We start from the raw sequence: 15,613 nt of genomic DNA, 5'->3' as shown, positions 1-15,613 counted from the left end.
TATTTATTAAGAAAATTTATAACCCATTCCGTATACACTTTGTAGATAGTCGCCTGCGCCAGCGGCCAATAGTTTTTTTCGCAAATTTTTTATGTGTGTGTAAATAAAATCGTGATTGTCTGCCATATCCATATCGTCGCCCCAAAGATGCTCTGCTATTGCATTTTTTGATACTACTCTATTTTTATTTATCACGAAGTATAAAAGTAAATCGTACTCTTTTCTTGTTACCACAACGGCATTGTCTTTTACTACCACGGTTTTTGCAAGCACATCAATCGTAATATCTTTAAAAAAAAGCACATTGTTGCCTTGCAAATTTTTTCGCCTAATAATGGCTGCAATTCTTACACTTAATTCGGGCAAGTGAAAGGGTTTTGTAAGATAATCATCTGCACCTGCTTCAATGCCAATGATCTTATCGTCAAGCTCGTTTCTTGCCGAAACGATGATAACACCATCGGTTTTGCGATTATCTTTTAAATGATGCAATAACTGTAAGCCATTGCCATCTGGTAGGCCAATGTCAAGCACAATGCAATCGTACTCATAACTTTCAATTTTTTCAAGTGCATCGTAATAATTACTTACCGATTCGCATAGGTATTGCTGCTTGGTTAAAAAATCAACCATGCTTTTATTTAAAGAGATTTCGTCTTCAACAATGAGAATTTTCACAATTAAATTTTGTCAAATAACGTTAACAATTTTGGAGAAAAGTAGAAGCGTCTTATTAGAACAATATGAAAACAAAAAATTTTGACACATCAAAATCATCGCTAAATTGCCTTACCAATATCTGTCCATGTTCAATCAATCTGCAATTAACTTTACGGTTCTGCGAGAGCGAGCCTTTAATTTACGTTGGGCAAGTGTACCAAGTGATGTTATTCCATTAACCGCTGCTGACCCTGACTTTCCCTGTGCTCCTGAAATTGCAGAAGCTATCGCCAAATATGCATCAAGTAGATATTTTTCATATGCTCCTGCCGAAGGTTATTCTTTTTTTAAAGAAGCTATGGCCAATTGGCAAAACAAACACAGACAAGTTCCCGCAAAAGCTGCTTATTTGTATCCTGTAGATACGGCTGCTTTTGGTATTTACAATGTATGTAAAGCGTTTTTATCAATTGGCGACGAAGCCATCATTTTTGATCCAGTAGATTTTTTATTCAGGTATTCTATAGAAACTTGCAATGCTAAAGCGGTACCATTTAGTGTGCCTTTAAATCCAGAAACGGCCTTTGATTACGATGCGTTAGAACAACTAATTACACCGAATACCAAAATGCTATGCTTGTGCAATCCTTTAAATCCAACAGGCAAGGTATTTACAAGACAAGAACTTGAAGCAATTGGCGCAATAGCAGTAAAGCATAGCTTAATTATTTTGTCTGATGAAATATGGAGCGATATTGTATTTACACCACATCAATATGTTAGCGTTGCAGCCCTTGACGAAGCCATCAGAAAGCAAACAGTTATTGTTACGGGTTTTAGTAAATCGTATGCTTTGGCAGGGTTACGTATTGGTGTAGTTATCGCTTTTAGTGAGCCCCATTATCAATTATTAATGCAAGCATCTAATCATCAATCTACTATTCATGGCAGCAATGTGTTTGGTCAAGTAGCAGCTGCTACAGCCTTAAATGACTGTGGTTATTGGCTTTCAGCTTTTATTACGCATTTACAAAAGGTGCGTAATATTTGTGTCAATGGATTAAATGCTATTGAAGGGGTTAGCTGTTTTATGCCACAAGGTTGTTATTTGGCTTTTGCCAATATTGAAAAGACAGGCTTAAATAGTAGCGCCATGCATGAACTATTATTACACAAAGCAAAAGTAGCAGTTGTACCTGGCTTACCTAAATGGTTTGGTGAAGGTGCAGCAGGCCATATCAGGCTGAGTTTTGCTACCTCTGAAGAACTTGTAACAAAAGCAATAGCGCGTATTAACAAGACAATATCCGAATCAATATAATATGGTTGTTAATAATGTTCAGGAAGATTTTTACTGATTGCGACTAACTGTAGCATTATAGAACTGAGAAACTAAAAAATTAACACATGAAGATTGTAGTAATAGGAGGGGGTATCGCTGGCATGTCAATAGCTATTCTGTTGCATCATCAAGGGATGCATGTAGTGGTGTGCGAACGTGATGAGGAGATACCTGCAAGAGGTAATGCATTTTTAATGCACGCAGAAGGATTATCGGTGTTAGAAATCCTGAGAAAGGGGAATAAATTAACGGCGCTACCTGGTAGATTGATTGATACTTTTCACTTAAAACGACCAGATGATACTGAGGTTAAATACTTGAAACTCGAACCTTGGCAATGTATTAAGCGTAGCGATATTATTGCGTTTTTATATTGCCTTTTTCCAAAGGAAAATATCAGAAAAGGATATTTATTTTCACATTTTAGATATGATAACAATAGAGCGGTGGCTGCTGTATTTGCAAATGGCGAAGAAGAATTCGGGGATATTTTTATTGGGGCAGATGGTGCTTATTCGGCTGTTCGACAACATCTTTTTGGTAAAACAAATTTCACACCAGTAGTAGTTAAAGAAATTGTAGGTGTATTGAAACATCCTGCTTTGGTACAAAGCCTTGGCAGTACATTTAATAAGTATTTGAGTAAAGACAAAGGCTTGTCTTTTGGCTTTATTCCTACGTCTTCGGAAGAGTTGGTTTGGTTTGTACAATTTGATGTGAATCTACTACCAATGACCTGTACTAGCGAAGATATGATGCGAGCTTTTTGTTTAGAACTGTTGAAAGATTTTCCAGAAATAGTGCATGAAATTGTACGGTATAACGATTTTACCACTAGCTATATTTGGAATGCAACCGACTTTGATTTGCTGCCAAGCTTTCATAAAGAAAATATTGTATTAATTGGTGATGCTGCCCATTTAGCTGTACCGTTTACAAGTGCAGGTACTACCAACGCATTGATAGATGCAAAGGTGCTTGCCACATGGTTAAGCCATACAGATGACTACCAAACTGCATTCACTGCCTACTATCAAGAACGCGCTTTTTTAGTAGAAGAACATACTAAACTCGGAAGAGAGATTAAGGAGAATTTTTTACATCCCACTACCGAAGTGGATGACGATATTAAAGTGCCACTAATCGTAAACCCTACAACAAAAAAAACGATCACACCCAAACAAAAATGTGTGCATTTACTGTATTTTACAGATCCTGTTTGTTCTACCTGTTGGATAATTCAACCGCAGTTACGCAAGTTAAAAATTGAGTATGGTGCGTATTTAGAAATTGAATATTGCATGGGCGGCTTATTACCATCTTGGGATAATTATAATCGTGGTGGCATTAGCAAACCTAGTGATGCAGCTAATTATTGGCAAAAAGCTTCCGAAAAATACGAGATGCCAATTTATCCAGATATTTGGGTAGATAACCCGTTAACATCCTCATACCCACCATCTATTGCGTTTAAGGCTGCGCAAATGCAAGACACGGATAAAGCCATTATTTTTTTAAGGCGCATTAACGAAATGCTGTTTTTTGAAAATCAGAATATTGTAGAAAAAAAGTTGCTAAGACAGGCAGCTTACGAAGCAGGTTTAGATGCCGCAAGATTGTTGCGAGACATTGAAGGTAAAGCCCAACTTTTGTTTGAAGCAGATTTAGAATTAGTGAAAGAATTAGAAATAAAAGTATTACCTACATTTATTTTCACAGATAAGTACAACCATTCAAAAGTATTAAAGGGCTTCCAAGCCTATGAACAATTTGAAGAAGTGTTGCTTGCGTTTATTCCTGATGCTGAGAAAAAATTATCCAATGGAAACATTATTGATTTATTTACTAAGTATCCAACACTGACAACAAAAGAAGTATCATTTTTGGGTAATTTAGATATGCAGCAAACTGATGAAAACTTACATAACTTATTTGCCGAAGGCTTATTAGTAAAACATGCTATTAATAAAGGCGACGTGATATGGCGGCTAAATGCTGCTAGCTATAGTAGTTAGGAATGTTTTTGAATCACCTCGTCTAAAGCCGCACGAAACGAGTTGCCAATAGGTATATGATTACCATTAATATTAATCTCGTTGCGACTGATATAATCTACCTGACTCATGGCTATAATGTAAGAACGATGTACTCTCACAAAGTCGTCGGGCGGTAGCTTACTTTCAAATTCTTTAAGATTTTGTAGTGTTGTTAAAGGTGATGCTTTACCTTTTAAATAAATTTGTGTGTAGTCTTTTAAACCCGATAAATATAAAATATCACTGAGGTTAATCTTAATTAACTTGTAATCTGATTTGATAAATAGATAAGTGATTTTGTCAACATTCATACTCATTCAACTTGCGGCTTGTAAACATAAACTAAAACACAAGCATCACAAAAAACTAGATATTTGATTAGAAAAGCTTTTAATTTTTTTAACAAGTTAGATTTCGATCACGGTTGATTATTTATGAATTTATAGTATGCATAAGTTTTAATAAATAAAACTCTGAAATTTTAAAACGACGTGTAATCTAAGCATTCTGTTAAATAAAAAGCAGTTATATATTTTTAAATGCCCAACTAGGTTATTTTTGAACCCATGTGGATGATTTGCAAAAAAGAATGGCAACAATTTTTTGGTAGCCTTACAGGTTATTTGGCAATTATTGTGTTTTTATTGCTTAATGGCTTGCTATTGTTTGTTTTTCCAGATTATAATTTGCTCGATTTTGGCTACGCCTCTCTTGGAAGCTTCTTCAATTTAGCGCCATTTATCTTGCTATTTCTAGTGCCTACCGTTACTATGCGCAGTCTATCAGATGAATATAAATCTGGCACGTTTGAAATTTTAAAAACCTTACCACTTAAGCCTTTTGATATTGTCGTTGGTAAGTTTTTTGGCGCTTTGCTTATTGTGGCTGCAGCTTTAGTGCCAACAATTATTTATGCAGTTAGCCTACAACAATTAAGCAGTGTAGGTGGGATAGATGTAGGTGCAACTATTGGGAGTTATATTGGTTTAATATTATTGGGTGCAGTATACACCGCAGTGGGTATTTGTGCCAGTAGCTTTACGAATAATACCGTGGTCGCTTTTATTGCTGGTGCTTTTGTTTGTTTTATTTTATATAGTGGTTTTGATGCCGTTAGTAAGTTGCCTTTGTTTAAAACGGGTTTAGATTATTACATAGAAATGTTAGGGATTAATTTTCATTATCGTAGTATTAGCAGAGGTGTGGTAGAACTCCGAGACGTGATTTATTTTTTAGGTCTAATTAGTTTGTTGCTGCTTATTACTAAACGCAATTTGGTAAAGCGTTAAGTTTCTTTTTTAGAACAATAAGACCAATTTTCAGAATAATTAACATGAAGAAATTAGTAGCAAGTAAATACGGTTGGATTATATTAACAATAGCTTTTATAGCGATTGTTTACGCATCGCTTTTTGTTTCTTATCGAATAGATTTAACTGCTGAGAAGCGCTTCAGCCTTACAAATAGCACAGAAAAGCTGGTTAAGAAATTAGATAGCCAAGTAACCATCGACGTTTACTTAACAGGCAATTTAACTGCTGGGTTAAAAAAAGTTGCCAATAGTGTAGATGAAACTTTACAACAATACAGAAACTTTGCCAGCGGTAATATTGCTATTCATTATATAGATCCATTTGCAATTGAAGATGATTCTTTAAAAGGCCATTTATTAGACTCGCTAAAACGGTATGGGTTAACACCTTTTACACAAGTGGCACAAGAGAAAAAGGGTGCCGAACAAAGCCAACGGTTTGTAATTCCTGGTGCTTTGGTAACATCAGTAAATGGTACGTATCCTATCAACTTTTTAAAAGGCGCAGGTAATAGTGGTGATGAAGGTTATTATAACAATATTGAATCGCTACTTGAGTACAAATTTTCAAGTGCGATAGAAAAAGTAACGCGCAAAACCATTCCTCATATTGCGTACGCATTAGGTAATGGCGAATCGCTTGGTTACGACGCATCGGAAGCCATTTTTACATTGGCAAGTGATTATAAGTTAGATTCATTTAATCTTAAAACAAATCCAATTATTCCTCAAGATATTGAATGTCTGGTTTTATTACAACCTACTACTGTTTTTACCGAGAGTGATAAGTTTAAAATAGACCAATATTTGCTACATGGTGGTACTATTTTATTGGCAACAGATGTATTAACCGCATCGCTGGATAGTTTAAATTTAAAACCACAAACCGTTGCTTTTGATAAAGGATTAGACATATATGATTTGTTGTTTAAATATGGTGTAAGAATTAATCCAGATTTGGTACAAGATTATCAAGCTACGGATATTAGTTTGGTGGTTGGTTCTGTAGGCGGCAAGCCGCAAAATCAGTTGCTAAAATGGCCATATTATCCTTTGGTTTCTGGTAATAATGCCCATCCAATATCTAAAAATTTAGATCCTGTTTTTGGTAAATATGTTAATTCCATAGACACAGTAAAAGCGGAAGGAATTACTAAAACCATTTTATTAGCTACTTCTCAAAACGGCAAAAAAATAGGCACACCCGCAATGATCAGTTTTGAAAGCTTAAAATATGCTGACGATATAAAGGAATTTACCGAACCTAATATCCCCGTAGCAGTGTTGCTTGAAGGCAAGTTTAAATCATTATTTGCTAATAGACTTTCTGCTGCGACATTAGATTCGTTGCAAAAAGCGAATAGTCCTTTTTTACCAAAGGGCGACAAAGCAGGAAAACTCATTGTGATAAGTGATGGCGATATGTTTTTAAATGAGTTAACGCAGAAAGGCCCACTGCCCATTGGCTTTAATAAATACACCAACTACACCTTTGCCAACAGAGATTTTATGCTGAATTGTATGGACTTTTTAGTAGGAAAAAACGGCATTTTTGAAAGTAGAAATAAAGATTTTACATTGAGGTTATTAAACAAAGAAAAAGTAGAGGCTGATTATACTAAATGGCAACTGATAAATATTGTCGGGCCAATTATTATAGTTATTATTATTGGACTGATGTTACAATGGTTAAGAAAGCGTAAATATGCAGTATAATTAAATGGCATAAATGCTACTCTTACTCAATAATATATCATGAATTCACAACAAATAACATATTTAGTTTTTGGCTTAGTATTGGTGCTTGCACTGGTATTTGATTTAGGGTTGCTAAGCAAAAAAAACCAAGCAATTACTATTAAGCAAGCTTTAAATCAAACCTTGTTTTGGGTGGCTTTGGCGTTAGGCTTTTTTGTATTTATGTGGTGGGAAGAAGGTCAAAAACCTGCCTTGGAATATGTTAGTGCCTACCTGATGGAATGGAGTTTAAGCATTGATAATATTTTCGTGTTCATACTCATTTTTAATGCATTTAAAGTAAAAGAAAAATTTTATGGCCGCGTATTATTAATCGGTGTGTTGATGGCCATTGTTTTTAGAGTATTATTTATTACAGTAGGTGTAGGCTTGGTAGAAAAATTTACTTGGCTATTGTATGGCTTTGGCGCTTTTTTATTATACACGGGTTTTAAAATGTTTACAGCCAATGAAGACGAAGAGTTTAAACCTGAAGAGAGCAAAATTTATAAGGCCATGCAACGCTTTTTACCGCTTACATCAGGCGATGGTAATGGTAAATATGTAATTCGCGAAAATGGCAAGCCTCTGTACACATCTTTATTTGTAGTAGTAGTAATGTTAGCTGCTATCGATTTAGTATTTGCGCTTGACTCAATACCTGCAGTAATGGGTATTTCACGCAATAAAATGGTTATTTACACCTCAAATATTTTTGCTGTTTTAGGCTTAAGAAGTTTGTTCTTTTTGTTGAGAGGCGCCGTAAGCAAGTTCGATTATTTACAGCAAGGTATTGCTATTGTGTTGGTGTTTATTGGCGCAAAAATGCTTGGTGAACATTGGATTAGCGAATGGATAGATAAAAACACACAAGTGTTTATATCCCTTGGTGTCATATTGGTTTGTATCTCTGGCTCTATTTTCTATTCTTTATTTATGAACAAGAAAGGGGGACTGAAAGATACAATAGACGAATCTGTAAAATAAACGCAGTATTGCCTTACTCAATAAAACATATTGCTCAAATAATATCTGCGTCTTGTGCTGTTTTGGAAGAAGCTAGCATTGTGTATTTGTTAATTGATAGTCGGAAAATTGTTTTCCCAGAAACGTCTTTATTTTTTGCATTAACTGGTCCAAGACGTGATGGTCATTCTTACATACATGAAGTGTATAAGCGTGGTGTAAGAAACTTTGTTGTCAGCCAAAAGATAGACACAACTCTTTACCCAAATGCTAATTTTTTATTGGTAAATGATGTGCTGAAAGCATTGCAAACGTTGGCTTCACACCATCGTAGTCAGTTTCATTATCCTGTAATTGGTATTACTGGTAGCAATGGTAAAACCATTGTAAAAGAATGGTTATATCAGTTACTGCAAGGCGAGGAAAATATTGTACGCAGCCCCAGAAGTTACAACTCGCAAGTAGGTGTTCCATTAAGTGTTTGGCAAATGCAAAGACAGCATACTTTGGGTATTTTTGAAGCAGGTATTTCTACCGTTGGTGAAATGGAAGCTTTGGCAAATATTATTCAGCCAACCATTGGTATTTTAACCAATATTGGTGAGGCACATAGCGAAGGTTTTGCTAATGATGAAGAGAAATTAAAAGAAAAATTACAACTTTTTACGCATTGCCAGCAGTTAGTGTATTGTAAAGATGCATTGCCTACCGGTAATAATATTGAAGCATTACTTAACCCTTCTATCCAATTATTTTCTTGGAGTAAAAAAGATATTGCAACCGTTCAAATTACTAGTGAAACGAGGCTTTTAAATCAAACAGAAATTTTTATCCTTTATCAAGAAAAATCTTTCTCAATATTTATCCCTTTTACAGATACAGCTTCAATAGACAACGCCATTTCGTGTATTTGTGTGATGCTATTAAAAGGTTTTGAGATTGCAACAATACAAAGCAGATTGCTTCAATTGCAACCTGTAGAAATGCGTATGCAATTGAAGAAAGGTGTAAACAATACCTATATTTTAAACGATAGTTATAGCAACGATTTGTCGTCTTTAAGTATTGCTTTGGATTACCTAAAACAGCAGTCTGGCAGTGCAAATACTACTGTTATTTTATCTGATATTTTGCAGGCTGGTATTGCAGATGATAAGCTATATGTAATGGTTGCAAATGAATTGCAACAGCGCCATATTCATCGGTTTATTGGTATAGGTAAAGTTATTAGCAAGTACCACGTAGTGTTCAACAATATTCAGCAAACTAGCTTTTACAATACCACAGATGATTTTTTGCAGCAAGCTACACATCATCAATTTAGCAATGATTATATTTTGTTAAAAGGTGCACGTGTATTTGCTTTTGAGCGAATTAACCATTGGCTGGAGCAAAAAGTGCATCAAACCGTTATGGAGATAAATCTCTCTGCAATGGTGCATAATGTAAAGCAGTACCAACAAAAATTGTTGCCCACAACTAAACTTATGGCAATGGTAAAAGCTTTTAGCTATGGCAGTGGCAGTGTAGAAGTAGCAAGGCTGTTACAGTTTCATAAAGTAGATTATTTGGCTGTGGCTTACGCAGATGAAGGTGTTGACTTACGCAAAGCTGGCATTACTTTACCCATTATGGTAATGAATGTAGATGAAGCTGGTTTTGATGCATTGGTTGACTATAACTTAGAACCAGAAATTTACTCGTTTAATATTTACAATAGTTTTCAACAATACTTGTTTCAGCAAGGTATACAACAATTTCCTATACATATTAAGTTTAATACAGGCATGAACCGTTTAGGTTTTGAGGTTGATGACGTAGAAATTTTAGCGAAGCAATTAGTTAAACAACAAACATTTGTAGTTAAAACAGTTTTTAGTCATTTAGTAGCAAGCGAATCCGCCGAACACGATGGTTTTACGCAACATCAGGCCATCTTATTTAATACTGCTTGTGCAGTATTGGAGCAGCAATTACCGAATAGATTCATTAAGCATTTGGCAAACTCTTCTGGTATATTTCGCCATCCAAATTTGCAGTACAATATGGTGCGCTTAGGCATTGGTTTGTATGGTGTAGACAGTGCCAATGGTACTGAATTGCATTTGCAACCTGTAGCTACTTTAAAAACGACGATTGCCCAAATAAGAACTGTAAAAGCCAATGATACCGTAGGTTACAATAGAAAGGGTAAAGTGCTGCGAGATAGCAAAATTGCCACCATTCGTATTGGTTATGCCGATGGATTTAATAGACAACTTGGTAATGGTGTAGGTAAAGTTTGGTTGCACCATCAACTAGCGCCTGTTATTGGTAATGTGTGTATGGATATGGTAATGATAGATGTGACCGACATTGTAAACGTTCAAGAAGGTGATGAGGTGGAGGTTTTTGGTAAACATTTGCCCATACAGCAAGTGGCAGTTTGGTGTAACACGATTGCTTACGAGGTAATGACCACTATTAGCCAACGCGTAAAAAGAGTATATATAGAGGAATAAGAAAGTCAATTCGTCATTTGTCAGTTAGCAATGTTTACAAACCCTTAAACTTTTTGAACTATAAAGCCCAAACTATAAACTCTATTATATTTGCCCGACCTTAATAATTCGCATCAAATGAAATCGAAACATCTACTTTTTATCATATTAGCTATCATTTTTGCTGACCAAGCTTTAAAATTTTACATCAAACTCAACTATTATGCTGGTGAGCATCACAATGTTTTAGGCTCTTGGTTCCAACTACACTTTGTAGAAAATGAAGGTATGGCTTGGGGCTGGAAATTTGGAGGTGGTATTGGTAAAATTGTCTTAACCCTTTTTAGATTGGTGGCAGTTGTTTGGGGTACTTTTTTATTAAAAGATTTTATCGCCAAAAAATACCATAAAGGTTTTATTATTTGTGCAGGCTTAATCTATGCAGGTGCTTTAGGCAATTTGCTCGATAGTATGTTTTATGGATTGATATTTGAAAATAGTGACCCATTTATTAATAACGTTGCTAAAATATTCCCTAAAGGTGGGGGTTATACAAGCTTTTTACATGGTAAGGTGGTAGACATGTTGTATTTTCCATTGGTAGATACCATATTGCCTAGTTGGGTACCTTTTCTTGGCGGTAAACCTTTTACCTTTTTTGACCCAGTATTTAATCTTGCTGATGCTTCTATATCTGTAGGTGTTATTACTATTTTAATTTTCCAAAATACATTTTTTCAGAAAGAAGAAGTTGCTAAAAAAGAAGCAACTGTATCGGTAGAAGATGCATCACAAGTTAGTTAAGCCTTCATTCCTTCTAATTCTTTTTGCATCCTAAACATCTCGTCACGCAGTCTCGCAGCTTCAATAAAGTCAAGGTCACGGGCAGCTTTCTCCATTTGCTTCTTTGTTTGGGCAATGGCTTTTTCTAGTTTTGGTATGGTTTTATATTCTACCTGTTCTTCTGCTGCAATATTTAAGCTGCCATCACCAAATACGGCGTAGGGTTTATTAGGGTCAAAGCCTTTAATATCAAGCACAGATGTTTGTTTCATTATCTGATCTATGCTTTTCTTCACCGTCTTTGGTGTAATGCTATGTTGAATGTTGTAAGCTATTTGCTTCTCTCTTCTACGGTTTACTTCATCTATGGTACGCTGCATACTTTCAGTCATTTTATCGGCGTAAAAAATAACCTTACCATCTACGTTTCTTGCAGCACGACCAGCGGTTTGTGTTAAGCTTCTTTCGTTACGTAAAAAGCCTTCTTTATCTGCATCTAAAATGGCTACCAAACTTACTTCTGGTAAGTCTAAACCTTCGCGCAGTAAGTTTACACCTACCAATACATCAATTTCACCCAACCTCAACTGGCGCAGTATTTCAATACGCTCAAGGGTATCTACATCACTATGTATATACTTCGATTTTATATTGATGCGACCAAGATATTTATCCATTTCTTCGGCCATACGTTTGGTTAATGTGGTTACCAAAATGCGGTCGCCTTTCTTAACTGTTTTGTCTATTTCGTCTAATAAATCATCTATTTGATTTACAGACGGTCTTATCTCAATAGGTGGCTCTAGCAAGCCTGTAGGCCTTACTACTTGTTCTACTACCACACCACCAGTCATCTCTAATTCGTAATCACCCGGTGTGGCACTTACAAATACTGTTTGCCCTATTAAGTTTTCAAATTCATGGAAATTTAATGGTCGGTTGTCCATGGCACTTGGTAGCCTAAAACCATAATCTACCAGCACCATTTTTCTACTTCTATCACCACCATACATGCCAGCAATTTGTGGTACGGTTTGGTGGCTCTCATCTATTAAACACAAAAAATCTTTAGGAAAATAATCTAGTAAACAGAATGGCCTAGTGCCAGGTGTACGTCTATCAAAAAAGCGAGAATAGTTTTCAATACCGTTGCAATAGCCCAATTCACGAATCATTTCAAGGTCAAACTCTACGCGTTCTTTTATACGTTGGGCTTCTATAAATTTACCAATACCTGTAAAATAATTTACCTGCGCCATCATCTCATCTTGTATTTCGTTGATCACCTGTTGCATAATATCTTTTGGCGCTAAGTACAAGTTGGCAGGAAAAATGGCAGCATTATCTAATATGCCAATACGCTTACTGGTTTCTTTTTCAAGGCTTTCTATTTCTTCAATTTCATCGCCAAAAAAAGTTACTCTGTAGGCGATGTCTAGGTAAGGTAAGTTAATATCTACGGTGTCGCCTTTTACCCTAAAAGTACCTCTGGTGAAATCGCCTTGACTTCTTGTGTACAAGCTATTTACCAATGCGTGTAAAAAACCTTGTCGAGAAATGACCTGACCTTTATGAATACGAACAATACCATTTTCAAATTCGGTAGGGTTTCCCATACCATAAATGCAACTTACGCTTGCAACCACCACAATATCTCTTCTACCACTTAATAGTTCGCTGGTGGCTTGTAGGCGTAATTTGTCAAGTTCTTCATTAATGCTTAAATCTTTTTCTATATATGTATCGCTGACAGGCATATAAGCTTCTGGCTGATAGTAGTCGTAATAGCTTACAAAATAGCCTACTGCATTGTCGGGAAAAAACTGCTTAAACTCACCGTATAATTGCGCTACAAGGGTTTTGTTGTGAGTTAATACCAGCGTGGGTCTTTGTGTTTGTTGAATCACGTTGGCCATGGTAAATGTTTTACCACTACCAGTTACACCTAGCAGGGTTTGAAACTGTTCGCCACGGTTAATGCCTTCTACTAATTGTTGAATAGCAGAAGGTTGGTCGCCTGAAGGCTGGTAGGGTGATTGCAATTGAAACGGCATAGTACGAAGATAACAAGTTGTGATGTTGAATGTTGTGTACTACTGGCAACTTAATAGCATGAACGATGCATCGTGATTCTAAATTTAGTTGCGTATATTCATGTTTCCAACTCACCAAAGAAAAGGAGGTATTCATGCAATCTACAGATCAGTCATGGAAGCTTCAGGTTAGCATTGGTTAATCTAGCTTATCCATCAAATAATCTGCTGACAAAAAAGTCAGAGAGCCATCTGCTATAGCAGGTGGCTTTTTTATTCGGCCACTATGCGTTTTCCAAAAGGCATTAACGACAATTCTACCAATTTAAAATGTTGACGCCCCCATGGTAAGCCAATAATTGTAATAGATAGCAAAAAGCCAAAAAGAAGATGCATTAAAGCGGTATACAAACCGCCTGAAAACAACCAAATGATATTAAATAATACCGATAGGCAACCTGTACTACTGCTGTCGCTAACTACTTTGCTACCAAATGGCATGAGCACCATAAAACCGATTTTAAAACACTGTAAGCCAAATGGAATGCCAATAATGGTACAGCTCAAAATAAAGCCACCCAAAAAATAGCCTAGAGCAGATATTAAGCCGCCAAATAGTAGCCAAATAAAATTACCAATAAAGTTCATGCGTATAAAAGTTTAAACTGAAAATAGATAAGATTCCTTACTGCGAACTATAAACTGTCTAAAGGTACTGAAACTTCGTTTCGGTAAAAGTTGATGGCATAAAAAAGCGCCGCAGTGTGCGACGCAACGATGTTGAAAAAAGATATACAGCTGGTTAGATATAACTACTAACCTGGCATACGAGATATGTATTTTTCTATATCTTTTATTTGGTCAATAACTTGTTGTGTTTTTGGCTTACAATCTTTTGCTTTGCGGAAAAAATCTTTAGCCGCTTTAAATTGACGCTTGTTCATAAAAATCTGCGTCATACTTAAATAGGCAACAGCTAAACTTTCTTTATCCGAAATGCCTAAACGCAGTGCAGCACGTATGTACGATTCGCCTTGTTTCAAATCGCCTTTTTGCATCGCCATCATCCCAAGTTGCAATTTATTGGCACCTTCTGCTTCGGGCATGGGACTACCCAATTCGTTACTCTGTTTTAAAAACTTTTCTGCACCATCAAAGTCTTGCTTCATCATAGCCATATTGCCCTTAATAGTATAATAAGTACTGCGAACAGGTTTGTATAGCAAATTGGGGTACCAAATACTATTCATAATACGTTCAACTTCTTCAATATTACCTGCTTCCATTGGCTCTTGAATTAAGCGCATAGGGCCAATAAAAAAATGGCTTGCCAAACCAATGAGACCAACAAAATATAGCGGAAATACAGGCCAAAAACCAGATACACCCGTTACTTCAAGCAAAATACCGCCTACTATAGCAATAATGCTTAGCCAGAAACGATATTTAATTAATAAATTATAAAACTTCATAGTTAAGCCTTTTAAAAAGTTGGCAAATATAACATCTGAACTAAGATTTGGTATGATTAAATTGTTTTTGCCAGAATTAGTCTTTCGCATCGTTTATCTCTACCCAATAACCATCTGGATCTTGTAGCCATATTTGCTGCACACCATCTACACGAATAGTAATGGCCTCTTTAATGCCATTAACATTTTCCCATGAAATATTGTTTTTCTTCAATACTTCGGTAAAGTCCTTGACCGAATCTACACTGAAACAGGTATGTTGGTTTTTATAATAATCCTTTTTGCTTTCAGCACCTTGAATCACGTGCATAGCAATACCAGCTCCTGTTTTAAACCAAGCATGTTTACCATCGTGAAAAGGTTCTGGTATAGTATCTAGCCCAATAATATCTTGGTAAAAATGTTTACTAGCCGCAAGATTTACTACGTATACAGCGGTATGGTTAATTTTTGCGTTTGTTTTATTTTGACCTAAAATACTAGTAGTAATTAGTAGTAGTATGCTACAAGTAAGTGTTTGTTTTTTCGTCATGGCAAGAATGTTTTTTTAAGATGCTAAAGAAACGATTATTTTCGCAGTAAATGGTCCCGTAGTTCAATGGATAGAATAGGAGTTTCCTAAACTCTAGATCCAAGTTCGATTCTTGGCGAGACCACTTGGCTAGATTGATGGCGATTCTTGATGGAATCGCCATTTTTATTTTCTGTTGTATCCTTTACTACCGTTGGGATTGCAGAGAATAAACTATTAGTTTTAGAAGTTCGAACCACACTATTTTCTTTGTTATACAT

Annotated in this window: 13 protein-coding genes and 1 tRNA gene; 8 read left to right on the top strand and 6 right to left on the bottom strand. The window is 35.8% G+C overall.

Annotation, left to right across the window (positions count from 1 at the left end):
* Positions 1-6 precede the first annotated feature (6 nt).
* Entirely contained in the window at positions 7-678 is a 672-nt protein-coding gene (locus ACFOW1_RS09865) for a response regulator transcription factor (RefSeq protein WP_379013961.1), read from the bottom strand.
* 127 nt (positions 679-805) lie between these two features.
* Between ACFOW1_RS09865 and ACFOW1_RS09860 the strand changes: the two genes are divergently transcribed.
* Both ACFOW1_RS09860 and ACFOW1_RS09855 read left to right on the top strand, forming a co-directional pair.
* Positions 806-1,981, top strand: a complete 1,176-nt coding sequence (locus ACFOW1_RS09860) for a pyridoxal phosphate-dependent aminotransferase (protein WP_379013960.1) — start codon at positions 806-808, stop codon at positions 1,979-1,981.
* 86 nt (positions 1,982-2,067) lie between these two features.
* Entirely contained in the window at positions 2,068-4,017 is a 1,950-nt protein-coding gene (locus ACFOW1_RS09855; RefSeq protein ID WP_379013958.1) for an FAD-dependent oxidoreductase, read from the top strand.
* Here ACFOW1_RS09855 and ACFOW1_RS09850 read toward each other — a convergent pair.
* Positions 4,014-4,349 carry a LytR/AlgR family response regulator transcription factor gene (locus ACFOW1_RS09850; RefSeq protein ID WP_379013957.1) on the bottom strand — a complete coding sequence of 112 codons (336 nt, stop codon included), beginning with the start codon at positions 4,347-4,349 and terminating at the stop codon, positions 4,014-4,016. The two genes, ACFOW1_RS09855 and ACFOW1_RS09850, sit on opposite strands and share 4 nt — an antisense overlap.
* Before the next feature lie 261 nt (positions 4,350-4,610).
* Between ACFOW1_RS09850 and ACFOW1_RS09845 the strand changes: the two genes are divergently transcribed.
* The 5 genes from ACFOW1_RS09845 (at position 4,611) to ACFOW1_RS09825 (ending at position 11,337) form a co-directional block, all read left to right on the top strand.
* Positions 4,611-5,327 carry an ABC transporter permease subunit gene (locus tag ACFOW1_RS09845; RefSeq protein ID WP_379013956.1) on the top strand — a complete coding sequence of 239 codons (717 nt, stop codon included), beginning with the start codon at positions 4,611-4,613 and terminating at the stop codon, positions 5,325-5,327.
* Positions 5,328-5,371: 44 nt separating this feature from the next.
* The gene (gene gldG, locus ACFOW1_RS09840; protein WP_379013955.1) at positions 5,372-7,066 is read left to right on the top strand and encodes a gliding motility-associated ABC transporter substrate-binding protein GldG; all 1,695 of its coding nucleotides are present in this window, start codon (positions 5,372-5,374) and stop codon (positions 7,064-7,066) included.
* Positions 7,067-7,105: 39 nt separating this feature from the next.
* Positions 7,106-8,074, top strand: a complete 969-nt coding sequence (locus ACFOW1_RS09835; protein ID WP_379013953.1) for a TerC/Alx family metal homeostasis membrane protein — start codon at positions 7,106-7,108, stop codon at positions 8,072-8,074.
* An 8-nt stretch (positions 8,075-8,082) separates the two neighbouring features.
* Entirely contained in the window at positions 8,083-10,554 is a 2,472-nt protein-coding gene (locus ACFOW1_RS09830) for a bifunctional UDP-N-acetylmuramoyl-tripeptide:D-alanyl-D-alanine ligase/alanine racemase (protein ID WP_379013951.1), read from the top strand.
* 117 nt (positions 10,555-10,671) lie between these two features.
* Positions 10,672-11,337, top strand: coding sequence for a lipoprotein signal peptidase (locus tag ACFOW1_RS09825; protein WP_379013949.1), 666 nt, complete (start codon positions 10,672-10,674; stop codon positions 11,335-11,337).
* Here ACFOW1_RS09825 and uvrB read toward each other — a convergent pair.
* The 4 genes from uvrB to ACFOW1_RS09805 all read right to left on the bottom strand — a co-directional run bounded on the left by uvrB (position 11,334) and on the right by ACFOW1_RS09805 (position 15,353).
* Positions 11,334-13,370, bottom strand: coding sequence for an excinuclease ABC subunit UvrB (gene uvrB, locus ACFOW1_RS09820; RefSeq protein WP_379013948.1), 2,037 nt, complete (start codon positions 13,368-13,370; stop codon positions 11,334-11,336). The genes ACFOW1_RS09825 and uvrB overlap by 4 nt on opposite strands.
* A gap of 252 nt (positions 13,371-13,622) precedes the next feature.
* Complete coding sequence (locus ACFOW1_RS09815) at positions 13,623-13,997, bottom strand: YccF domain-containing protein (protein ID WP_379013947.1); 375 nt, start codon at positions 13,995-13,997, stop codon at positions 13,623-13,625.
* A 167-nt stretch (positions 13,998-14,164) separates the two neighbouring features.
* The gene (locus ACFOW1_RS09810; RefSeq protein ID WP_379013946.1) at positions 14,165-14,821 is read right to left on the bottom strand and encodes a tetratricopeptide repeat protein; all 657 of its coding nucleotides are present in this window, start codon (positions 14,819-14,821) and stop codon (positions 14,165-14,167) included.
* Between the two features lie 76 nt (positions 14,822-14,897).
* Positions 14,898-15,353: a VOC family protein gene (locus ACFOW1_RS09805; RefSeq protein WP_379013945.1), complete on the bottom strand. Its 456-nt coding sequence runs from the start codon at positions 15,351-15,353 to the stop codon at positions 14,898-14,900.
* 52 nt (positions 15,354-15,405) lie between these two features.
* On the opposite strand from ACFOW1_RS09805, the gene ACFOW1_RS09800 reads away from it, so the two are divergent.
* Positions 15,406-15,477: transfer RNA gene (locus ACFOW1_RS09800), tRNA-Arg, on the top strand.
* The last annotated feature ends 136 nt before the right edge of the window (positions 15,478-15,613 follow it).

Origin of the sequence: Parasediminibacterium paludis (assembly GCF_042651445.1) — a bacterium.
Taxonomy (GTDB): domain Bacteria; phylum Bacteroidota; class Bacteroidia; order Chitinophagales; family Chitinophagaceae; genus Parasediminibacterium; species Parasediminibacterium paludis.
This window is presented reverse-complemented; position numbering and strand designations above follow the sequence as displayed.